Source organism: Elongatibacter sediminis (assembly GCF_037892215.1).
Classification (GTDB): domain Bacteria; phylum Pseudomonadota; class Gammaproteobacteria; order Xanthomonadales; family SZUA-36; genus Elongatibacter; species Elongatibacter sediminis.
Genome location: NZ_JAZHOG010000001.1, coordinates 661,724 through 684,296, shown reverse-complemented (window position 1 = coordinate 684,296; position 22,573 = coordinate 661,724). Strand labels below are relative to the sequence as shown.

The 22,573-nt window shown below is 62.4% G+C and carries 20 protein-coding genes; 12 read left to right on the top strand and 8 right to left on the bottom strand.

Features of this window, described 5'->3' with window-relative positions:
- Positions 1–68 precede the first annotated feature (68 nt).
- Positions 69–338, bottom strand: a complete 270-nt coding sequence (locus V3330_RS02675; RefSeq protein ID WP_354693837.1) for a hypothetical protein — start codon at positions 336–338, stop codon at positions 69–71.
- A gap of 203 nt (positions 339–541) precedes the next feature.
- On the opposite strand from V3330_RS02675, the gene V3330_RS02670 reads away from it, so the two are divergent.
- From V3330_RS02670 to V3330_RS02660, 3 genes are all read left to right on the top strand, one after another.
- The gene (locus tag V3330_RS02670) at positions 542–2,080 is read left to right on the top strand and encodes an AMP-binding protein (RefSeq protein WP_354693836.1); all 1,539 of its coding nucleotides are present in this window, start codon (positions 542–544) and stop codon (positions 2,078–2,080) included.
- Positions 2,081–2,228: 148 nt separating this feature from the next.
- Entirely contained in the window at positions 2,229–3,743 is a 1,515-nt protein-coding gene (locus V3330_RS02665) for an IPTL-CTERM sorting domain-containing protein (protein ID WP_354693835.1), read from the top strand.
- Positions 3,744–4,100: 357 nt separating this feature from the next.
- Positions 4,101–4,490: a hypothetical protein gene (locus V3330_RS02660; RefSeq protein ID WP_354693834.1), complete on the top strand. Its 390-nt coding sequence runs from the start codon at positions 4,101–4,103 to the stop codon at positions 4,488–4,490.
- 105 nt (positions 4,491–4,595) lie between these two features.
- Here the strand turns inward: V3330_RS02660 and V3330_RS02655 are convergent, their stop codons facing one another.
- On the bottom strand, positions 4,596–4,811 hold the full coding sequence (locus V3330_RS02655; RefSeq protein ID WP_354693833.1) for an amidohydrolase family protein: 216 nt from the start codon (positions 4,809–4,811) through the stop codon (positions 4,596–4,598).
- Between the two features lie 216 nt (positions 4,812–5,027).
- On the opposite strand from V3330_RS02655, the gene fabA reads away from it, so the two are divergent.
- Together fabA and fabB are read left to right on the top strand one after the other, a co-directional pair.
- Positions 5,028–5,555: a bifunctional 3-hydroxydecanoyl-ACP dehydratase/trans-2-decenoyl-ACP isomerase gene (gene fabA, locus V3330_RS02650; protein ID WP_354693832.1), complete on the top strand. Its 528-nt coding sequence runs from the start codon at positions 5,028–5,030 to the stop codon at positions 5,553–5,555.
- The gene (gene fabB / locus V3330_RS02645; protein ID WP_354693831.1) at positions 5,552–6,763 is read left to right on the top strand and encodes a beta-ketoacyl-ACP synthase I; all 1,212 of its coding nucleotides are present in this window, start codon (positions 5,552–5,554) and stop codon (positions 6,761–6,763) included. Before fabA ends, fabB begins: the two co-directional genes overlap by 4 nt.
- Here fabB and V3330_RS02640 read toward each other — a convergent pair.
- The 4 genes from V3330_RS02640 to V3330_RS02625 all read right to left on the bottom strand — a co-directional run bounded on the left by V3330_RS02640 (position 6,750) and on the right by V3330_RS02625 (position 10,056).
- Positions 6,750–7,277: a helix-turn-helix transcriptional regulator gene (locus tag V3330_RS02640; protein ID WP_354693830.1), complete on the bottom strand. Its 528-nt coding sequence runs from the start codon at positions 7,275–7,277 to the stop codon at positions 6,750–6,752. The two genes, fabB and V3330_RS02640, sit on opposite strands and share 14 nt — an antisense overlap.
- A gap of 268 nt (positions 7,278–7,545) precedes the next feature.
- Positions 7,546–8,334, bottom strand: a complete 789-nt coding sequence (locus tag V3330_RS02635; RefSeq protein WP_435791237.1) for a TerC family protein — start codon at positions 8,332–8,334, stop codon at positions 7,546–7,548.
- Positions 8,335–8,527: 193 nt separating this feature from the next.
- The gene (locus V3330_RS02630) at positions 8,528–8,935 is read right to left on the bottom strand and encodes an ACT domain-containing protein (RefSeq protein ID WP_354693829.1); all 408 of its coding nucleotides are present in this window, start codon (positions 8,933–8,935) and stop codon (positions 8,528–8,530) included.
- The gene (locus V3330_RS02625; protein WP_354693828.1) at positions 8,932–10,056 is read right to left on the bottom strand and encodes a histidine decarboxylase; all 1,125 of its coding nucleotides are present in this window, start codon (positions 10,054–10,056) and stop codon (positions 8,932–8,934) included. Before V3330_RS02625 ends, V3330_RS02630 begins: the two co-directional genes overlap by 4 nt.
- Before the next feature lie 336 nt (positions 10,057–10,392).
- Between V3330_RS02625 and V3330_RS02620 the strand changes: the two genes are divergently transcribed.
- The 4 genes from V3330_RS02620 (at position 10,393) to V3330_RS02605 (ending at position 13,533) form a co-directional block, all read left to right on the top strand.
- Positions 10,393–10,755: a response regulator gene (locus V3330_RS02620; protein WP_354693827.1), complete on the top strand. Its 363-nt coding sequence runs from the start codon at positions 10,393–10,395 to the stop codon at positions 10,753–10,755.
- Positions 10,752–11,528 (top strand): chemotaxis protein CheC, encoded by a 777-nt coding sequence (locus V3330_RS02615; protein ID WP_354693826.1) that lies wholly within the window; start codon positions 10,752–10,754, stop codon positions 11,526–11,528. The genes V3330_RS02620 and V3330_RS02615 overlap by 4 nt, the downstream gene beginning before the upstream one ends.
- Before the next feature lie 90 nt (positions 11,529–11,618).
- Complete coding sequence (locus tag V3330_RS02610) at positions 11,619–12,827, top strand: BaiN/RdsA family NAD(P)/FAD-dependent oxidoreductase (protein WP_354693825.1); 1,209 nt, start codon at positions 11,619–11,621, stop codon at positions 12,825–12,827.
- A 214-nt stretch (positions 12,828–13,041) separates the two neighbouring features.
- On the top strand, positions 13,042–13,533 hold the full coding sequence (locus V3330_RS02605) for a MarR family winged helix-turn-helix transcriptional regulator (protein ID WP_354693824.1): 492 nt from the start codon (positions 13,042–13,044) through the stop codon (positions 13,531–13,533).
- A 135-nt stretch (positions 13,534–13,668) separates the two neighbouring features.
- Here the strand turns inward: V3330_RS02605 and V3330_RS02600 are convergent, their stop codons facing one another.
- A complete protein-coding gene (locus V3330_RS02600) occupies positions 13,669–16,935 on the bottom strand; it encodes a WD40/YVTN/BNR-like repeat-containing protein (RefSeq protein ID WP_354693823.1) in 3,267 nt (1,088 codons plus the stop codon).
- A 434-nt stretch (positions 16,936–17,369) separates the two neighbouring features.
- Complete coding sequence (locus tag V3330_RS02595; protein ID WP_354693822.1) at positions 17,370–18,584, bottom strand: VOC family protein; 1,215 nt, start codon at positions 18,582–18,584, stop codon at positions 17,370–17,372.
- Positions 18,585–19,005: 421 nt separating this feature from the next.
- Between V3330_RS02595 and V3330_RS02590 the strand changes: the two genes are divergently transcribed.
- From V3330_RS02590 to V3330_RS02580, 3 genes are all read left to right on the top strand, one after another.
- Entirely contained in the window at positions 19,006–20,799 is a 1,794-nt protein-coding gene (locus V3330_RS02590; RefSeq protein WP_354693821.1) for a hypothetical protein, read from the top strand.
- 61 nt (positions 20,800–20,860) lie between these two features.
- A complete protein-coding gene (locus V3330_RS02585) occupies positions 20,861–21,670 on the top strand; it encodes a thrombospondin type 3 repeat-containing protein (protein WP_354693820.1) in 810 nt (269 codons plus the stop codon).
- 185 nt (positions 21,671–21,855) lie between these two features.
- Entirely contained in the window at positions 21,856–22,533 is a 678-nt protein-coding gene (locus V3330_RS02580; RefSeq protein WP_354693819.1) for a spermidine synthase, read from the top strand.
- The last annotated feature ends 40 nt before the right edge of the window (positions 22,534–22,573 follow it).

Sequence of the window (22,573 nt, the reverse complement as noted above, 5' to 3'; positions counted from 1 at the left end):
CTCGTCAAACCGCTTACCGCAGCGTTTATCCCGCGACCGCAGAACCTTTTTGGGTCCGAATCCCGGTGCTATTCGAATCCGTCTTTGAAGAGCAATTGAACTGGCAGATCACCCCCTTCGAGCGAACACTGCAGTTCATAGGTCCCGGCGAGAGGTACGGGCAGGCCGCCATCCTGACCGACGCGCAGGTAGTAAACGCCGGTTTGCGTAAAGTCGTACTCGATGTACGGATCACGCGGGTCGACCGAACCGATGGCTGCTGGCTGATCGCGGAACCATTCGCGCGATGTCGTGACTCCGGGTGGATTGGGTTGCTGACCCGAATCATGAACGGACATGCCGGAGTTTGATGCGGCGTGCCGCAATGGTGGGCATCAGCCCGGATCCTGCCTGGCTGCGGCCTGTCGATCGGGAAACCTGCCATCACTCATGGTTGCGAGATGGACGGATCCCGCTCGTGGAAAATCGCTCCCCCGTGCTTGTTAGAACGGGGAGGTGGTTGCGCTATACTTTCTGACCGCAGCTATTGAGGGGGGTTGAGATGCAGGTTCCACTGTCCATCATTGACTATCTGCGCCGCGCGGAACAGGTTTTTCCCGAGCGGATCGCCTTTGTTGACGAGCCGAACCAGCCGGCGGAGTCCTGGGGTGCGCAGACTTACCGGGAAATGGCGCGTCGTGCGCGCGCCCAGGCGGCGGGTCTCGATGCTCTTGGCATTGCTCGTGGTGCACGGGTTGCCATTGTCAGCCAGAACTCGGCGCGGCTGCTGACCTCGTTTTTCGGTGTCAGTGGCTACGGCCGCATCCTCGCGCCGATCAATTTTCGTCTCGTGGCCGATGAGGTCGCCTACATCGTGGACCACTGTGGCGCGGAAGTCCTGATCGTCGACCCGGAACTGGATGAAGCGCTGGCGGATGTGAGCGTCAGGCACCGGTTCGTCATCAGCGCGGAGTCGGACGAGGCGCTGTACCGGTTCGGTGTGGAACCCGAGCCCTGGGAGCATCCGGACGAGAATGCGGTGGCCACCATCAATTACACCAGCGGCACCACCGCGCGGCCCAAGGGCGTACAGCTCACCCACCGAAATCTGTGGCTGAATGCGGCGACCTTTGGTTGGCACCTGGGTGTGAATGACCGCGATGTTTATCTCCATACCCTGCCGCAGTTTCACTGTAACGGTTGGGGCATGCCCTACGCGGTAACCGCGATGGGTGGCCGGCACGTGATCCTGCGCAAGGTCGACGGTGCCGAGATTCTGCGACGGATCGAGTCGCATGGCGTGACGCTGATGTGTGGCGCGCCCGCGGTGGTGAACCTGGTGCTCGATGCCGCCGAACACTGGCGGGGTGAGATTCCCGGTGCGGGGCGAATGCAACTGGTGGTGGCGGGTGCGCCACCGCCGGCACGTACCATCGAACGGGTCGAGACCGAGCTGGGCTGGAAGCTGACACAGATTTACGGCCTCACCGAGACCGCCCCGCTGCTGACCATCAATTCTCCGCGGCAGGAGCTGGATGATCTGCCGCCTGCTGAACGGGCCACCCGGCTGGGCGCGGCCGGTGCTCCGGCTCTGGGTGTGGAAATCGCTGTCGATGACGATGGTGAGGTCCTCGCGCGCAGTAACGTTGTCATGGGTGGCTACTGGAACCAGGCTGAGGAGACCGACAAGGTGATCGCCAACGGTTGGTTCCGCACCGGTGACGGTGGGAGCCTGGGCGAGGGCCACGTGCTGACCATCGCCGATCGCAAGAAGGACGTGATCGTCAGCGGTGGTGAAAACGTCAGCTCCATCGAAGTCGAGGACGCCATTTTCGCGCATCCGGACGTTGCCGAGGTCGCCGTGATCGGCATCCCGGACGAGAAGTGGGGCGAGCTCGTGATGGCGCTGGTGGTGCGGAAGCCCGGGTCCGAGCTCTCCGAGCGTGACGTGATCGACCACACGAAGAAGAAGCTGGCCGGTTACAAGTGCCCCAAGCGCGTCGAGTTCCGCGAGCAGCTGGCCCGCACGGCTACCGGCAAGCTGCAGAAGTTCAAATTGCGCGAACCGTATTGGCAAGGGTATCAGCGGAACGTCAACTGAGGCTTGTCACCGCACCCCTTCGTTTGAACGAAGAGCCGTCTCACCGTACAATTCACGGGCTTTCGTTCGATGGTTGATGTGGAAACCCCGCAATAATTAACTCCCGCAACAAGAATTTCCGTAACAAACACCAAGGAGTGAAATTCGCATGTCCCGATACCCTGCCGCTGGTCGGCTGATGCTTATGGCCGTGTTGATCGCCCTGACGGGCCAGGTCTTCGCACAGTCCGTGCTCATCGCCAACACCAACGATAACGACCACGCCCCACTGGCTGCCGCGCTGTCTGGATTGTTCCCGACCGTCGACAATTTTGAAATGAACGATGACGGGTCGCTCACCTCAGGGGTGCTTGCCCCGTATGACGCGGTTATCGCCTACACCAACTCCGCGCTGGACGACAGCGCCGGCGCTGGCGACGCACTGGCTGACTATGTGGATGCCGGTGGTTGCATGGTTTTGGCTACCTACGGTATGTCAACCCCCTGGGAAATTGCGGGACGAATTGCCACGACGGGCTACAGCCCGCTGGTCAATGTCGGCAGCAATGGGACCGTCAGCGGCAATCTCAATGCCCTCGTTCCAGCAGATCCGGTATTCGCCGGAGTCAATTTTGGAACCTTGACTTACGACAATAACCCCAACTTTGCTCACCCTGATCTGGACACCGGTGCGACCCTGCTCGCCGACGACGGGGCCGGGATCAACATGATTGCGCGCAATGCCAGTGGAAACGTGCTCGCGATGAACCTGTTTCCTGAAGACGATGCTGACAATAATAATGATCTCTATCGGTTATTCGTCAACGCGGCGGCCGAATGTGCCGGCGGAATCCAGGCTTCGAGCCGTGCGTCTTTCAGCGTGGAAAAGGACTTCAGCGACGACAATCCTGGCGAAGTCGACGTGACGATCTCCTGCAACACCGGCCTGCCGCTGGAGCAGACCAAGACCATCAGCGAGGGCGAGGGTGTGCAGTTCATCGTCACCGATTACGATGACGGCGAACTGGATTGCACCATCACCGAATCCGTACCGGCGGGCTACGAGGTCGAGTACGACGATGGCAGCAGCGTCAGCGCGGACAGCTGTCAGTATGAAAACGTCGCGTTCGGTCAGGGATTCAGCTGCGATATCACCAACACGCCGGCTCCGGTCGACATCGTGATCGAGAAGGAGTGGGTGTTCGAGGGCAGCACCGGGCCGGAGGGTGTCGATACGGACTACTGGCTGACCCTGTGGTGCGATGCCGAGATCGTGAACGGTGTCGACACCGGCGATTTCGTGGAGGCGCCCGCGGTTCCGGGTCCGAAAGGCCCCGGGGGCTGCGGCCTGGTCCAGCCGACCCAGGAGAGCGGGCAGTTCATTGGCAATTACCACAACTGGTGCCAGTCGTTCTACGGTGACAGTTCCGCGGTATTCAACGCCCAGGTGATTCCGGAGTACCCGGACTCGCACTGCTACGTGACCGAGTCGGTGTTCGACGGCGCGGTCGAGGTGGACAACGGCTGTGACGACCTGACGGTCAGCGCCGGGCAGGGGGCCTCGTGCACCATCACCAACTCGGTGTTCTACGAGGGCATTCCGACCCTGAGCCAGTACGGCATGGCCATCCTGGCGCTGCTGATGCTGGGCATGGGCCTGGTCGGCTTCCGCCGCTTCGCCTGAGCCGAAGAGCAGCCAGTCAGGGCCAACCACCGGCCCTGACCCGCACGACCCAACCCCGCGGCAGGTAACTGCCGCGGGGTTTTTTGTTTTCCCGGTCGCGGCCACCAGGAGCAAAAATGGGGTCAGAGCAATAATGGGGTCAGAGCAATAATGGGGTCAGAGTAAAGGGACAGAGTAAATACTCTGTCCCTTTACTCTGACCCCAAAGTTTGTGACCCCGAAAGTTGCATCCCGCTTTCCAGCCTGGCGTCGATGCCGGCCACGACCGCCAGCCTCCCGGCCGGAGGCATGGGCGGGTTGGCTGGTCTATGCTGGAAAAAGCAAAACGCTGCATATCTTTATTGAAGGAGAATAGTCATGAGAAACCATTCGGTTCTGATACTGCTTCTGGCGCTGTTTCTTGCAACTCCCTCTGATGCGGATATGTTTCTGGTGAAAACAAATGACGGGCCGGGTTTTGCGACGCCGGATGAGGCGGCTGAAGTGCTTGAAAATGGCATCATCCTCACGTTCAATGCGTTGGCGGCATTGAACGTCGACGGGAGGATCCTCGTCGGAGGCCTGCCGGTGGGTACGCGCACGATTTACCTGATTGTCGAAGCCCCGTCTCACGACGAAGTCGACCGCATGCTGCGGGATCTCCCGGCCTGGGGTGTTTTTTCGTGGAAGGTCGTGCCGCTACAGAGTATCGAGGGCAGGGCGGCGATGGGGCGGGAAATACTGGCATCGCTCAAGGCGGGAGACTGACGCGTAATCGTTATACAGGTTCTGCCACGGTAAACGGCCGCCCGGTCCGCTGGTCGTGCCGACCCTTGATGCCATTCCCGTGTCTGGCCCTTGAGGGGGGAGGATCTACCTGCCGTGGTGCCGGGCGATTACCGTCTCGTTCAGCCGCAGGAAGCGGGCTGCATTGTGATACAGGATATCGCGTTTCTGGGCTTCGCTGAGAAACGGAGCCTCGTTTTTGACGTTTATGCTGCGCTCGATTGTCTCGGGCCAGACCATGTGATCGGAACCGAACATCACGTCCATGCTCACCAGGCAAGAAAGTAATACGGTCTGACGCATACCGGTACCCGGGCCGAGTGTCACGGACACCCGGAATACGCGATTTCCGGCCAATGGATAATCTCACGGTTTTTGACGCCGGGTTTGAGTGAGTCGCGCGCCCTGGTGACCGCCCGGTTTTTTGACCGCGGGTAAAGGCGTGGGAACGCAGGGTCAAGCACGCCGGCCTGCGTGCGGATATAGTTGGGCAGTTAACCCACTTGAGCCATCCGAGCCATGAACCGTCCCGAAAGTTACGACAAGGCCGCGCTGGTCGCCTGCGGCGAAGGTCGATTGTTTCCTGGCGACATGCGCCTGCCGGTCCGACAGATGCTGATGCTCGACCGGATCACAAAAATATCCGACAGCGGGGGCACCTACGGCAAGGGCGAGGTGATCGCCGAATTGGATATTCACCCCGATCTGTGGTTTTTCGACTGTCACTTCCAGGATGATCCGGTCATGCCCGGCTGCCTGGGCCTCGACGCGCTGTGGCAATTGCTGGGGTTTTTTCTGGCATGGGGCGGCGCCCAGGGACGTGGCCGCGCATTGGGTGTCGGCGAGGTCAAGTTTTTCGGCCAGGTGCTGCCCGAAAATAAGCTGGTGCGCTACCAGCTGGATGTTCGGCGCGTGATTCAGCGTGGGCTGTCCATGGTCGTGGCCGATGGGCGAATGGCGGTGGATGACCGCGAGATCTACACGGCGCGGAACCTGAAGGTCTGCCTGTTCACATCGATGGAAGGATTTGCGGGAGGTTCGGCATGAGACGCGTCGTCGTTACCGGTATGGGTATCGTCTCCAGCCTGGGCGTGGGCATCGAGGCTGTCGAAGAGTCGCTCCGGACCGCTCGTTCCGGCCTGGTGTTCAGCGACGAGGCCCGGGATGCCGGTCTGCGCAGTCACGTCGTTGGAGGCATCGATGTCGACCTGGAGGCGCTGATCGAGCGCAAACAGCGGCGCTTCATGTGCCCGGCCGCGGGCTATGCCACGCTGGCCATGCGCGAGGCGATCGCCCAGGCCGGCCTGGATGAGGAGCAGATCCGGTCCGACCGTACCGGTCTGGTCGCCGGAGCCGGCGGCAATTCCAGCGTGGAGCTGATCGATGCGGTCGACACCCATCGCGAACGTGGCATCCGGCGCGTCGGGCCGTTTCGCGTGCCGCGAACCATGAGCAGTTCGATCAACGCCAGCCTCAGTACCACGTTCGGCATCCGCGGCATCAATTACGGCATGACGTCGGCCTGCGCCACCAGTTCGCATGCCATCGGACACGCAGCCGACCTGATTGCACTCGGGCGACAGGACGTGATGTTCGCCGGTGGCGGTGAAGACCTGCACTGGAGCCTGAGCATGTTGTTCGACGCCATGGGCGCGTTGTCGACCCGGTATAACGACACGCCCGAGCGGGCGTCTCGCACTTACGATGCCGACCGCGACGGCTTCGTGATTGCCGGGGGCGGCGGCATTCTGGTACTCGAGGAACTGGAGCAGGCGCGGCAGCGCGGTGCAACGATTCTGGCCGAAGTGGCCGGTTTCGGAGCGACGTCCGACGGGGCCGACATGGTCATGCCGAGTGGTGAGGGTGCGGTGCGCTGCATGCGGCAGGCGCTGGCGAATGTGGACGAGCCGGTGGCTTACATCAATACCCACGGCACCAGTACGCCGGCTGGTGACGTGGTCGAATTGCAGGCCATCGCCGAGGTTTTCGGCAGCGACATGCCGCCGCTGTCATCCACCAAGCCGCTGACCGGCCATTCGCTGGGCGCGGCAGGTGTACACGAGGCCATCTACTGCCTGTTGATGCAGCAGGGCGGCTTCATCACGCCGTCGGCCAACATCGAGAACCTGGATCCGGCCGCCGAAGGATTTCCCATCGTGCGCGAACCGGTCGAGTCTACTGAACTGCCCCTGGTGTTGAGCAACAGCTTCGGTTTCGGTGGCACCAACGCCAGCCTGGCATTCAGGAAGCTGTAACGCTTCCAGCGCGGTATTGCGCGGGCGACTGGCCCATCCAGCGCTTGAACGCGCGGCTGAAGGCACTCAATTCGGAAAACCCCAGTCGTTGCGCCATTTCGGTCAGCGAACGGTCGGGGTCCTGCAGGTAGTTAAGGGCCTGTTCGCGCCGCACGCGGTCGAGCAGCGCCGCGAAAGTCTGGTTTTCCGCCTTGAGTCGTTTGTACAGTGTTTGCCGGCTCATATTGAGCTGGTCGGCGATCACCGCGGCACGGGCACGACCGGTTTCGAGCTGGCGGGTGATGAGTTCGTGCACTTTCTGGCTGAGTTTTTTCTGGCTGATCCCGGGCGACGGGCCCATTCTTTCCTGCAGCAACTGCCACAATCGCGTCATCTGCGACGGTGACAGCATCGGGCTCGTATCGTCAGGCTGTTCCGGTGGATCGTTAGCCTCCGAGGCCAACTCGTGGAGCGAAGTGCCGGTCGACTGCAGGTAGCGCGCCATGACATCGACCAGCCCGTTCAGTGAGCTCATCAGTATTTTTCCTCCCGTGCAAAAAATGCGGCTTTAGCGCCGGCTCGCCACTACGCCGGCTTCCGCGTCTGTGTGTGTCAGGTCCAGTGACCTGGTAAGACAGGTGGCTGGTTTTCAGCTCCCTCTTATACCATGTCCAAGCGCACCGTTCCGCGTGACAAGTATCCCCGGGCCGCGCCACTGCCACAGGTTCGCGCGACCTGTTGTTGTTCGCTGAGTGGCGCTGTACGTTTATATGAAGTTTTGCGTTCACTCTTCCAGGCTGTCGTTACATGCCCCTGGCTCGTGCCCGCCGTGCGCGGCGCGACAGCATGTTCAGCCCTTCCACCAGCGCGGAGAAGGCCATCGCGGCGTAGATGTAGCCTTTCGGCACGTGGGCACCGAAACCCTCGGCGATCAGTGTCGTGCCAATCAGCAGCAGGAAGGCCAGCGCCAGCATCACGATGGTCGGATTGCGGTGGATGAAGTTGGCCAGCGGGGTTGCCGCGAGCAGCATCACGCTGACCGCGAAGATAACGGCAATTACCATGATCGGGACGTGGTCGGTCATGCCCACGGCGGTGATGATGCTGTCGACGGAAAACACCAGGTCCAGAAGCAGGATCTGTCCGATCGCCGCCGCCACACCCATCGTCGCCTTGCCGGAGTCGAACAGGTCGGGGCCGGGGTCCGGGTCGACGTTGTGGTGAATCTCTTTGGTCGCCTTCCAGACCAGGAACAGGCCGCCTGCGATCAGGATCAGGTCACGCCAGGAAAATCCCTCTCCAAACAGTTCGAACACGGGCTCGGTGAGCTGGATGATGACGGCGATCAGCCCGAGCAGCACGAGGCGTAAAATCAACGCGCCGGCGATACCGATGCGGCGGGCCTTCTCCCGCCGGTCGGCCGGCAATTTGTTGGTCAGCACCGAGATGAAAATCAGATTGTCGATGCCCAGCACCACTTCCATGACGATGAGAGTGGCCAGCGCCAGCCAGGCGTTGGGGTCGAACAGAAGTGTCGCGAGATAGTCCATGGTGGGTTTGGAATTCCTGCGCTGCCGATAGTTTCGGGACAAGACTAGCAGAAGTGATACGCAGCGAATGGCGGACGAGTATCGACAGGTGTTTCACCGGAATGTGACGGTTGCGGCTGAACGTCGGACGTCAATAGAGATGAAGAATTATCCCGAGTTGAGTGTCCGGCGGTGTTCTTCAGCGGCGCTTGCGCTCCGAATCCGGTCCGAGTGATTGGTGGCCCATAACCGGAAATCAGTCGTCGGACTCATCCCGCACGAGCTGGTCGGCCAGAATCTCGCGTGCCCGGCGGGCATCAGGGGTTTCCAGTGCGACAATGCAGGCTTCCGGGTCCCGGCTGACGAAGTGCAGGCCGCGCACGTCGACCGCGGAGTCGGCCAGCCGGCGTGAGAGTTCGGCCAGGGCACCCGGATGATTCTCCAGCCGTACCAGCAGGTGGTCATGCGAGACGATTCGGTACCCGGCCTCGCCCAGGCAGCGAAACGCCTCCTCGTAGGGCTCCGCATGGATGCTGAAAACCACGTTGCTTCCAACCGTCTGTCCGGCGAAATCCTTGATACAAACCCCGGCTTCTTCCAGCAGCGACGTGAGTTCCGCCAGCACGCCGTGACGATCCTTGCCAATGACGGTGAGCAACTTCACGCGGCGTGATCCCGGGCTGTTTCTATGTCGCGAAGCAGCGAGTCAATCCGCTCACGGGTGACATGGGGCATGCACATGACGTGGCTGATGCCGTCACTGCTGGCGAGTTGCCATTTGGTGCACACTTCAGGTGCGGGCTGGGGAATGATGACCGACAAAGCCGCCGGGTTGCGCCAGGCGTCAATGCCCGCTGTCCGGAACCGATCTTCGGCGTAGGCCGCGACCTCGAGTGCGGCGTGCAGTCTTTGTTTCATGCCGTCCTCACCCAGCGCCCGGATCGCATACCAGAATATCAGCGACGCCAGGCCATTGCGTGATCCGGATATCGTTGTGTCGACGGAACCGATGTAGGCCACCGCGTGACTGATGCGCTCGACGTGCTCGCGGCGTGCCAGCACGATGCCACACGGCACCGGCGCACCGAGGAATTTATGCCCTGAAATCGCAATGCTGTCGGTGCCGTCGGCGAAATTCCAGTTGGGGCGGGGTTCGAGCCACGCGGCGTATCCGCCGCACAGGGCCGCGTCGCTGTGAATGTAGTACTGCTCGATAGCCAGGTCTTCCATGATGCCCCGGATGCGGGTGATGTCGTCGCGTGCCTCTTTCATGGTGGTGCCGATGTTGGCGAACACGATGGGCGGCACGTCCCGTCGGATCCGAATCGTTTCGCGCAAATCCTCGTAATCGATTTCGCCGTGCGGCTGCGATCGGATCATGATGTGCCGCATGTTCAAGAAGCGCAGATTCTTGGCCACCGAGTAGTGGCTGTCCTGGGAAAAGTAGGCAATGCCGTCCGGATAGCGCTCGCGCGCGAGATACAGTCCGTAGAGATTGCCCTCGGTACCACCGTTGCTGACATAGCCCCACCAGCCGTCTTCCGGGGCCTCGGTCAGACCGGCATAGAACGTCACCACCTCCCGCTCGAAAGCGTGCGAGTTCAGCCTGTAAGACGTTTCGCCGAAAGGATCGCCGATATTGTTCAGGCAGTAACGCAGAAAAGGCGCCAGTGCGCGGTAGTCCAGATCGAGCGCGCCCGGATAGCCGACTTCGGTCTCGGCGGCCTGTTCGAGGCTGTGCAGAAACTGGTCGAGCTGCATCTGGTCGGGTCGCGGTAGTTGCAAAATTCTGGATTCCTCGTCAGTTTCCCGTCAATTCCTCATCGTTTCAGAGCGTGAATATGCATCCGGTTGCATGGATGGTCGGTGCGTTTTCGCGCCTTGCCGGAACGAACTGCACCAGACGCCTGTGAAAATTAATCAAGGCACAGCGGTGGCGCCATGACCGGGGTCAGTCAGTCGGGCTACGAGCTTGCCGGATTGAGGATCCAGGCATGCGTTCCGCCTGAATGGGCACGAATTAGCCTGCGCTTTTTGCAACGACTGTAAGAATTGTCAGTCGGATTCCGCAACGGATTGAGGTTAAATGGTCCGTGATTGCCACCAAGGGGGAAATAGCACATGGCAAGTATTCTGATAGTGGATGACTCGGCGTTCGCGCGCAGCAGTTTGCAAATCATCGTCGAAGGCGGTGGCCACAAGGTGATCGGCCGGGCCAGCAATGGTGAAGAAGCCGTTGACCTGTTCAACGAGCTGAAGCCGGAACTCGTTACCCTGGACTTTTTGATGGCCGGTGAGACCGGCGACCAGGTGCTGGAGCGGCTGCTGGACATCACGCCCGATGCCAGGGTCATCATGATATCCGGCATGGGCGATCCCGCCATACAGGAAAAGGCCATGGCCGCTGGCGCCAAGTGCTTTCTTCCCAAACCCTTCAAAAAGGGTGAAGTGCTGAATTCCATCGACCGGGTTCTGCAGCCATGAGGTCCCGTGGCGTAATACTGGAACCGTGTCATGAGGACGGCTTCGACCGCCTCCTGCTGAAGGGTACCCAGAGCGTTCTGCAGTCGCTCGAATCCATGTTCGAACTGGAAGTCGAGAATTCCGCTTCGCTGCTCGAGGTCGTACCCTGGGACGAGAACCAGGCGCCGCTGCAATTTGGCGACGGCCCGTTCTACTCGGTGAGCTGCGGGTTCGACGGCGATCTCGCCGGCCGGGCTGCTTTCGTGCTCAGTGAGGACGACTTCCGGCACCTGGCCAACGAGCTCATGCCGGTTCTGAGTCTGATGTTTCTGTCGGATCCCGGGGCTGAACTGACCAGCCTGGAGGAAAGAAAGCCGAACTGGATGGAAGACACTTCGTCTGCGCTCGATGACGAGGAATGCCGAGCTCAAATTCTCGACGCCTTCTCCGAACTGGGCAACGTTCTTGTCGGAGCCTGCACTCGCGCGATCTTTGAATTGACCGGGTTGCGGACGCAGCATTCGTTGCCCGTCGTCGAGTTCAGCCACGACCGCAGCAAGGTCGACGGCTTGCTGGTCGAAGGCCTGGACTCACCGCCCATGTTGGTGGTCATCGACAACGAGCTCCTGATCGGTGGGCGGACGTTGCGGTTGTGGAGTTTCATCACGCTGGATGCTGTCTCTTTCGAGCGCGTGCTGGAAAGTCTCGACTCGTGCACGGAACGGGACAATTTCTCGAACCTGGTGGCCCGCAGCGGCCCCAAAGCCACGTACGCCGATTCGTTGGCGGTGTGATGCCGGGAATTCGGCTGCTGACCGTTTGACCGGGGCACCTGCTCCGGTCAGAACGCGACGCGACCGGGTTTAAGCGCTATCCTGCGGCCCATGCCGGCCCGCTCCACACACTACGACTGCATCGTTCTCGGCGCCGGAGCCGCCGGGCTGATGTGCGCCCTGACGGCCGGCCATCGTGGCCGGCGCGTGCTGGTGCTGGAGCGGTCGAACAAGCCGGGCAAGAAAATCCTGATGTCGGGCGGTGGCAAGTGCAATTTCACCAACCTGCACGTTGCGCCGGACCGGTTCCTGTCGGCCAACCCCCATTTTTGTAAAAGTGCGCTGGCGCGCTATTCCCAGTGGGATTTCATCGAGCTCGTTGAGCGCCACGGCATCGAGTATTTCGAGAAAGAAACCGTCAACGGTCTCAGCGGCCAATTGTTCTGCCGCCAGTCATCGAAACGGATCGTCGCCATGTTGATGGCGGAGTGCGACGCGGCCGGCGTCGAGGTTTACACCGGCTGCGAAACAAGCGGCGTGGTGCACCGGGATGGCTTCCATCTGGAAACCACGCTGGGCGGCTTCGCCGCCGATTCCCTGGTCGTGGCCACCGGTGGGCTGTCCGTGCCCAGCCTGGGCGGATCACCCTTCGGCTACCGCCTGGCCGAGCAGTTCGGCTTGAATGTATTACCCGTTGCGGCCGGCCTGGTGCCGTTCACGGTCACCGGCGCGCTGCATGAAATGTGCAGCCGCCTGTCGGGGGTTTCCTGCGAGGTCCGTATCACCACTTCGGCCGCGACCTTCCGCGAAGACCTGTTGTTCACGCACCGTGGCCTGAGCGGACCGGCCGTGCTTCAGGCTTCCAGTTACTGGCGGCCCGGTGAATCGGTCAGTATCGATCTGCTGCCCGGCGAGGATGCCGCGGCGTTGCTGTTGGGCTGGAAAGCCACGTCGCCGCAGAAGTTGCTGCGTTCGCTGCTGGGTGAGCGGTTGCCGAAGAACCTGGTGCACGAACTGGAGTTGTTGCACTGGCCGCGGCAGTCCGGGCACCCGCTGGCCGAGTGGCCCGACCGCGAACTTGTCGCCGTCGCCGCACAGCTCGAGGCGTGGCGGGTAAAGCCCGCGGCTACCGAGGGATACCGTACCGCCGAAGTCACTCTGGGCGGCGTCGACACGCGGGAGTTGTCGTCCAGAACCCAGTCCTCGCAGGTTCCAGGGCTCTTTTTCATCGGTGAAGTGGTCGACGTCAGCGGCCACCTGGGCGGTTTCAATTTTCAGTGGGCCTGGTCATCCGGTCATGCGGCCGGGCTCGAGGTGTAGATCTGATCCCACCCCCGGCAAACCCCTCAGGCTCGAAGCTGTGTTCCCATCGCGCCTGAGTAATTGATGATGGTCTCATCGATTTTCTTCGCATGTTTGCCGGGGCCTTGGTTTATTCCCGGAATCAGCCGCCGAGAGGCGATCCGGGGCGTAAGCGCTTTTCCAATATAATTCACGTTAATGATCACCCGATTCGTCATCAGGAATTTTGGCCATGACCAAGAAAACGAGTCAGAAACTTCCGGCATATCTGGATCCGGCGGGCAGCGAATTCGATCTGTTCAAGTCGCCTTTCTACCTCATTGCCCACGCGGATTTTCAGTACCACGCAGATCTCGACATGGCTATCGCCAAATACGGGCTCGACCGCACCTGCTACCGGCTTCTCACGATTCTGAAAAGCAAGGCTCCGCTCAATATCAAGGACGTGGCCGCACTGACCTTGCTCAAACGCTCCACCGCCAGCCGGGCGATCGAGCGGATGAGGCAGGAGGGCTGGGTCGAATCGGCGGCCAGTGAGACGGACCAACGGCTCAGCAATGTGCAGCTATCCGCCGAGGGCACGGCGCTGGCAGAAAAAGTGATGCCGATGGGACGGCGTCAGCTCGAGCGTGCCATCGAGGGTCTGGAGCCGTCGCGGATAATCGAACTGGTACGGACGCTGGAACATCTGGTCGGCAATCTCAGCCGGCTACCCATCGAATAGGGGAGGCCGGAGGCAATAACCCGGGTTGGCGCGGATTGCGGGTTCGGGAGCCGGGCTGCCGGGCGCGGGCCACCGGCCGGCCCCTGTGGTCCGGTCGGCAGCGCGGCTGGCCGCGGGGTTTTGCTGGCGACGTGATTATTGCGGGCGTGATACGTCCAGCCCGGGCAATTCCATTTGCAGCAGCAGCCGGTCGAGTTCACGCACGTCGTTTTCCAGCAAGCGGTCCAGGATGTCCAGTTGTTCGTGGATCTGACCCTGCAGCTTCTCGTAAACGGCATAGGACTGACGGGTGGGTGCCCGGTCGGAATTGGCCACGGTTCCCATCAGAATGCCGAGCTTGTTGTCGAGCCGGATCGGATAGTGAAACGCATCCGCCGGTCCTTCCATGCGTGGTTCGGTCAGGGCGTATTCAACGTCGGTCAGCCGGGCTTGCACCGTTTCGATGATCTCGGTGAGTCCGGTCTGACCCTGTGTGACTGCGTCCAGACCTGCCAGCGCTTCAAGCTGGCCGCGCACGTGACGGACGGTCAGAATGCCATCGCTGACGTCGGTGAGCTGATCACGAATCTGCAGGTGGAACTGCAGTTGCTCGTGCAACTCCCCGGGTCGTTCCTCGATGCGGGGATCGGACTCGATGACCAGGGGGGCGGTCATCACCTCACCCCCCGCCTCGAGTCGGACCTGGTAGCGGCCGGGAACGGCCAGCGGTCCGACCGGCGGTGTCTTGGGCCGGTGCCAGAAGGAGACGCGACCGGGTACTCCGAGCGCGCCGGGGTAACGCAGGTCCCATACGAACCGGTGCAACCCGCCGCCAGTGCCGACGGCCGTGCTGCGGCTGTACGCGGCACCGGTGTCTTCTTTCTCGGGAAACGGACTGGTTTCGATGGTCTGGGCCACGGCGTGCGTCGCGGATTCGCCGTCGGCGTCCGCCGTGGTCCGAAACGCGGCACCCGCCGACTCCTGCTTTTCGCTGGAGAATCGATTGACCAGCTTGCCGTCTCTGTCGAGGATCGAAAGGGTGACGGGGCCGCTCACATTGTCATCGAGGCGATAGTAGATGACGGCGCCGGGTGGCGGATTCTCGCCGACCGGCGAGGTCGGCGCCACATAGTCGTCGCGCACCCGAAGCGCGACCGCGGGATTGAACAGGTGCACCCGGGACCGGAGGGCGTCATTGCTCATCTGGCGCAGCGGACCGATATCGTCCAGCACCCAGAAAGCGCGGCCGTGGGTGGCCACGACGAGATCGTCCTCATGCACGGTCAGATCGTAGATGGGCGTGACCGGAAGGTTGCGTTGCAGCGGCTGCCAGCGGGCGCCGCCGTCGAACGACACAAAGATGCCGGTCTCCGTGCCCAGGTAAAGCAGGCCGGGGCGCACCGGGTCCTCGCGTACCACGCGGGCGAAGGTGTCGCCGGGCAGTCCTTCCACGATCTTGCGCCAGGTCTTGCCGTGGTCGGTGGTGCGGTACACATACGGGCGGTAGTCGTCGTGGTCGCGGCGCTGAACGGCGAGATAAGCCGTGCCGGCATCATGCGGCGAGGCTTCGACGGAGTTGATCTTGCTCCACTCGGGCAGGAGGCCGTCATCGGGTGTGATGTCGGTCCAGCTTTCACCGCCGTCGCGGGTGAGGTGGACCAGCCCGTCGTCCGAACCGACCCAGATGGCACCTTGTTCGACCGGCGATTCCGCCAGCGCATAAATGGTGTTGTAGACCTCGGTGCCGACGTTGTCGCGGTTGATCGGCCCGCCCGACGGTTTCTGCCGGCTCTTGTCGTCCCGGGTGAGGTCGGGGCTGATCAGCGCCCAGCTCATGCCGTCGTCGGTGGAGCGGAACAGGCGATTGGATCCGGAGTAGAGCATGCCGGGATCGTGTGGCGAAATGAGCAGTGGCGATGTCCACTGGAAGCGGAATTCCGCGGCCTCGGCGCCGTGACCGATGTTGGTTTCGGGCCAGGGGTCGACGGACTGGTTGCGTTGGGTCCCGTGATCGTAACGGCTGACCCCGCCGTCGGTGCAGCCGGCGTAAACGTACTGATGAGTGCGACGGTCCGGAGCGGCCCAGCCCATTTCGCAGCCGCCCACCGGGTACCAGTCGCGATGGCCGATGCCGTTCCAGTCTCCGCGGCTGGCGATGGCGATGATTTCCCAGTCCTGTTGGCCGCCGTAAATGCGGTAGGGGAAACGGTCGTCAGTGGTCACCCGGTAGAACTGGCCGGTGGGCTGGTTGTCGTCGGATCGGCTCCAGGTGGTGCCGGCGTTGAACGACACGTTGGCCCCACCGTCGTTGGCGCTGATCATGCGCGTGGGTAGTCCCGGGTCGATCCACAGGTCGTGGTGGTCGACGTGGTGTGCGCTCATGGGTGCGAAGGTCTCTCCTCCATCCGTAGAGCGTTCCAGGTTGATGTTCATGACGTAAACGGTATCGGCGTCGGTGGGATGCGCGATGATGTCCATGAAGAACCAACTGCGCCGCCACAGCGCGCGACTGCCATTGACATGGCGCCAGGTGCGTCCGTGGTCGTCGGAACGATACAGGCCGCCCTGTTCGGCCTCGATGACCGCGAAGACCCGTGCCGGGTCGGCCGGCGATACGGTCACCCCGCTCTTGCCCCAGACACCACCGGGTAATCCGTTGCCCTGCAGGCGTTCCCAACTGTCGCCACCGTCGGTGGAACGGAACAGCCCGCTGCCCGCGCCTCCGCTGACCAGTTCGTAGGGGTTGCGTTTCATCTGCCACGTGGTGGCGTAGAGCACGTCGGGATCGCCGGGGTGGAAGGTGATGTCGTATGCGCCGGTGCGGTCGTCGACGTAGAGCACCTTGTCCCAGGTGCGCCCGCCGTCGCGGGTGCGGAAAACTCCGCGGTCTTCGTTGGGGCCGAACACGTGTCCCAGTGCGGTGACATAAACCGTGTCGGGATCTTGCGGGTGAACGATGACGCGGCCGATGTGGCGAGTGTCGTCCAGACCCAGATGCTGCCAGGTACGGCCGCCGTCACGCGAGCTGTAAACCCCGTTTCCACGGGCCACATTGCCGCGCGGTTTCGGGTCGCCGGTGCCGACGTAGAGGATGTCGGGATTCGATGGCGCGATGGCGATGTCGCCGATGGCGGACACCGGCTGATCGTCAAAGATGGGCTGCCAGTTGACGCCGCCGTCCGTGGTTTTCCACACGCCGCCAGCCGGGGTTCCGAAATAGTAGGTGGCCGGATCACCCTCGATACCGGCCACCCGGCTGACCCGTCCGCCGCGCATCGGCCCGATCATGCGATAACGCAGGCCTTCCAGGGCGGATGCCGGAACGGCCCCGGTTTCCAGTGACCGGGCCGGAGCGGCCGTACCCAGTGCCCAGAACGTGATGCTCAGTAACAGCGTGGTCTGCAACAGGCGAAACGACTTCATTCAGCTCTCCTCGGTGGGGTCGGCCGGACCGTCATCATCCCGCAATCAATCGAGGTCGGCGAAAAACGGATGATCGAATGGACGGAGGCCGGGGCTTCACGCGTCAAGATTCCGGTCCAATATAACCAAATAAATATGAATAGTAGCAGGAAAAGGTTAGCTGCCCACACGAGCGAGCCTGCGGAGGACGCCAATCCTCGTGTGGGCTCATGGTTCAGGTGATCGGCGTGGGCCGGGCTGGCCCTGGACATCACGGCTCACGGCCCGGCCGCGGGCAGGGCAGTGCTTTGGGCTCGACGTTGGGGCGACCGTTCAAGCCATGCTCGAATGGAGCTCATCATCGTGCAGAAACGTGGCCGGGAAACTCAGGGGTTCACGTTAGCCTGAAGGCGGCGGCGTGCAGAAGGCGGACGCCCACGGCCCAGGGAGACGCGTCAGGGCCGGTTGTCCCGGGGATCCCAGAGCCGCGTTTGCGCCGAAGCCTCGTAGGCCATGCCGTCGGGATAACTGATCAGCTCGATGTAGGTACCGAACGGCGCGCGGACGTAATTGATGGTCTGTCCGGCCGCGGGGCCTTCGGTCACGGGCAGGGGGCCGAACAGTTTGTCGGCGCCAAGCGCGATGAGGTGGGCGACGGCCTGCTCGATATCGCTGACGTAAAAGGCGATGTGCTTGCCGCCGCGGTCCGAATTGCGGCGGAAGGTCTGATCCTGATCCGGGGCTTCGTACTCCATCAATTCGATGCTCGCGCCGGTACCGCAACGCACCTGCGTGATGCGGTTCACCACGGCGCGGGGATGTACGCCGAGCAGATCCTGCATGAAGGTCCCTTCAGGGTCGCTGAAGGGCCCGAAGGTCAGGGGCGCGCTGCAGCCCAGGCTGTCCTCGAGCCACGCGACCGCAACGTCGATATCCGGCACGGTGATGCCGGCATGATCGACGCCGAGCAGCCCGGGTACTGCAGAGCCCGATGCTTCGGTGCCGTTGTGTTTCGGTGACCACAGGGCCGGTTCCGCGTCCTGTTCGTAGGCCATGCCTTCCGGGTAGCTGATCAGCTCGATGTAGGTGCCGAAGGGTGCCCGGAAATAATTGATGGTCTGCCCCGCTGCCGGACCTTCGTTAACCGGCAGTGGCCCGTGCAGCTTCTCAACCCCTTTCGCCACGAGGTCCGCGACGGCGGCATCGATGTCCGTTACATAGAATGCGACGTGGTGCCCGCCCCAGTCGGAATTCTTCGGATAGCTGCGCTCCGGATCCGGTGATTCGTATTCCAGTAACTCGATATTGGCGGACTGGCCGCAGCGCAGCATGGTGATCTGTTGGATCACGGCCCGCGGGTGCACCCCGAGCAGGTCCTGCATGAACGTGCCTTCGGGGTCGCTGAATGGCCCGAAGCTCAGCGCGGCGCTGCAGCCGAACACGCTTTGGAACCAATCGACCGCCTGTTCGATGTCCGGTACCGTGAGCCCGACGTGATCCGCCGCGACGATAACGGGCGATATTTCCGCTGCGGCCGGTTCGACGGCGGCGCTTTCGTCTTCGGCGCTCACGGCCACCGGCGGAGGCGTGCCTGCGCCGTCACCGGAAGAGCAGGCCGTCAGGGCAAGGATGGCTGCAATCAGCAGGGTGGCGCGACACGATGGATTCATGATTTAGCCTTCACGGATTGATCAGTTTCCTGGAATGGTCTATGCGGCATTCAGGCCGACAGCGTGTTACCGCAGCGTTCGAAGGTATCACGCCGGTTGCAAATGCGGCAATCGCGCTCGCGTGGGGCCGTCCATGCCGTCCGTCCGCGGTTGCAGTTCGACTGCGGCGAGGACGGCCCGCAACCGGCAGGCAATTCATCGGTTGAAGATTCATTTCGATGAAGTTTGATCAACGACTTGCCTGACCGCCGGAATACACGCTTAATGGAGCGCCATGTCTCAGATGAAGCCGAAAATAACCGTGCTGGACACAACGGATTCAGTCCCGGGTTCGAACGGACCCATGGGTCTTGATGCTGACAGCGATAAACGATGGGACACGCATCGGGCCGGGGGCGGTTCAGTGGCGGAAAGCTTCGCGATGGCTATTCTCCTGGCGGTGGTTTGTGCAATGTCGCCGGGAGTGGCGCGCGGCTGGATGCAGCCGGCGGATTGCCCGCCGCCGGGTGATGTGGCGGAAGTGGCGGCATTGTTCGAGGCGGTGCGGGCCGGCCGCCATGACGAGCCGGCGGCCGGGCACGGCATGGAGGCCCATGCGCGCTGCCAGGTGTTTCTGACCGTTGGCGGACCCGATCGTGCCGCATTCACCACGGTGGGGCAGGGTGCGGATCCGGGACGTGCCCTGGCGGAGGCCATGGCCGGTCAGCCGGATGGTTGGCGAGACGGTACATGGCACCGCCTGGACTTCGTCTCCCGGGTTGAGCCGTTCATCGCTGGCGGACCACCCCGGCCGCGCAGCCTGTACGGGCTCGCTACCGGCGAAGTTGACGGCATCGCTCTGCTGCCAATGGAGCTTTCCGTGTGGGGCCTGGCCGACAAGGATGGCAGTCCGCGGGACGATCGCCTGCAGCGCTTTCTGGACCGCCAGCCCTGGCGATCGCGCCGGTCCGCGATATCTTTTCGGCCGGAGGTCAAGCCGGTGCCCTGGCGACATCGCTTCACGACGGATGCGTGGTTCTCCGTCGGGGGGGCACCGGTGCGACTGTACCGTGGCCACCCGGACGCACCCGCAACCGACCGGGAATCCCTGCTCCGCGCGGCAGTGGATGGTGGCGACTACCTGTTGCGTTCGCTCAGCGCGAAGGGCCGTTTTCTCTATCATTATTCCGCCCGCGACGATCGCGATCGGGGGGGATACAACATCCTGCGTCATGCCGGCACCACGTTCAGTTTGTTCGAGCTGTACCGGGCCACCGGGCTGCCCCGATTCGCAACGGGTGGCCGGCGTGCGCTGCAGTACCTGGAAGAGCACATCGTCGATTGCCCCGGCGACGCGGCGGCGGCGTGCGTCGCAGAGCATGGCAAGATCAAGCTAGGCGGCAATGGTCTGGCTCTGGTCGCGTTGACCGAGTACTTCGGCGCCACGGGTGATGACTCGATTCTGCCTGTTGCTCGGCGTCTCGCCCGATGGCTGGCCCGGGCGCAACAGCAGGACGGGCGTTTTCGCCCCCATCAGTGGAGCTACCCGGAGGGTGAGCCGCTCGATTTCATTTCGGCCTACTACCCGGGTGAAGCCATCTTTGGCCTGGCCCGTCTGCACGGTCTCGATCCCGATCCGCGCTGGTTGGACACCGCGAGCCGGGCCGCGCGTTATCTGGCCACAGGGCGCGACGGAGGAGTTCCCACCGACGAACTCGCTCATGATCACTGGCTGCTTTACGGCCTGGCGGAACTGCAGGTGATCGGGCCGGAACCGTTGTGGATCGATCACGGGACGCGCTTGTCACGAGCCATACTCCGATCGCAACGTCAAAAGGGCTCGCCCTGGCCCGACTGGCTCGGTAGCTATTACACACCTCCGAGATCGACACCGACGGCGACCCGGACCGAGGCGTTGGTGGCCGCCTGGCATCTGGCTGGCGCGGCGGGTCGAAATGAAGATCAACCGGTCCTGCTGGCCGCCGCGTGCCGTTCCGCGTCCTTCCAGCTGATGACCCGGTACACGCCGGCCAGCGCCCTGTTTCTGCCGGCTCCGGCGCGGGCGCTGGGCGGTTTTCGCTCCAGCCTGACGGACTTCAATGTCCGTATGGATTTCGTTCAACACAACATTTCCGCATTGCTGGGCATCGTCGTCATACTGGACGAAATCCTGGCGCACACAGAACCTGCGCAACGTGTCTGTTCGCATGCGTATGATCGCCAGAGGGGCAATTGATGGTATAAATCTGCATCTTTCCTATACTGAGGAATAATGTCGTGTAGGAGGGAGGGCTGTCATGATGTCGTATTCTCCGTTCAGAATTTCCGCCGTTGTCCTGATTCCGCTTCTGATTTTCTCCACACCACTGCTGGCGCAGTCCGAATGCGATGCCCTGTCCAATCGCAGCGCCGATTTGTGCGCGGATTACTGTCACGTACTCGAGTGCGATGCGTTGGGGTCGAATCCCTCCAACCGGGAGGTCAGACAATGCGACAAAACCCGCGACAAGTTGCTCGAGCGCATCATTCCCTCCGACCTCGTGACCGTGGACTGCGAAGACGTGGACCAGGACCTCGTTTACAACAGCGAGGACAATTGCCCCGAAGTGGCGAATTCGGACCAGTCGGATGCGGACGGGGATGGCATTGGTGATGCGTGTGACAATTGCCCTTCGGTCGGCAATCCCGATCAGCATGACAGCGATGGCGATGGAAAGGGTGACCTGTGCACCGCTCAGGGTGCCGCCCAGTGCCCGTGCTTCAGCATCGGGTTGGCGCGTCTGGTGATCCGGAGTCTTCAGCCCGGAATCAGCACCCAGGCCCCCGCCAATGACTACTGTATTTCGATGCCCGGCGTGATCGGGTCCATTCACGCGGGGTTTTCGGACTTTACCAGCCTGTCCAATCCCGGGCTGACGTCCGCCAGCGTCTACCAGCCGTCGGCCGGCACTTTCCGTTGCAGCATTACCTACCGGCACTACAACGTGATTCGGTACATGACCCTGGGCGCCACTGCCGAGGAGCGGGACGCCTGTGTGGATGTCATGGTCGAAGCCATTGCGCTGGAGGACAACAACGACCGCTGCAACAAGGACTATCTGCAGTAGCTCAGGACGTTTCCGGGCCTGAGTGGGCCGGATCAAACGCGTTCTTCCGGATGCCATCCGGCATCCGGAAGAACGGTTGACCGGTCCGCTCGCGTTCCGCATTCCCTCGAACTGAAAAGCCTGCTCTGAATTCCGGCAGCGGCGCGGGTACACTACGCCGGCCACACCGGGCTGCGGGAGTCGACTTGAAACGCTGGAAGGAATTGGGGATCGCAACGATCCCGGGAACATCGCAGCACCTCTATCTGTATCAGGGCACGGACGACTTCTCGATCAAGCTCGCGCGCGGGCACGAATTGATGAACACGCGCAAGCATGGCTCGGAGGATGCACTTGGTGCCTTGCCGTGCCGCCGCCTGGCCGACCGGCGGGCGCCGCGGGTTCTGATTGGTGGCCTGGGCATGGGATTCACCCTGGCGGCGGTGCTGGCCGAAGTCGGTGACGGGGCCCGGGTGACCGTCGCCGAGCTGGTGCCGGAAGTGGTGGAGTGGAATCGCGGTCCCCTGGGCCAGGCCAGCGGCTATCCGCTGAATGATCCGCGGACCCGGGTTCATATCGGCGATGTCGCGGAACTGCTGCGCGGCAGTCGCGAGGCTTTCGATGTGATCGCGCTGGATGTGGACAACGGCCCGGAAGGATTCACCACTCGCGGCAACGACTGGTTGTACTCCCTGGAAGGCATTGCCGTGACCAGCGGGGCGCTGCGCCCGGCCGGCGTGCTGGCCTACTGGTCGGCCGAACCGCACCGGGCGTTTTCCAGGCGGCTTGGCCAGTGTGGGCTGGATTACGAAGAAGTGCAGGTATACGCGCACGGCAACCGCGGTGCGCGGCACACCATCTGGCTGGTGCGAAAACCCGCATGAAACTTTTGCATGGAATACAGGGCCGGCAGGCCCCGGGAGT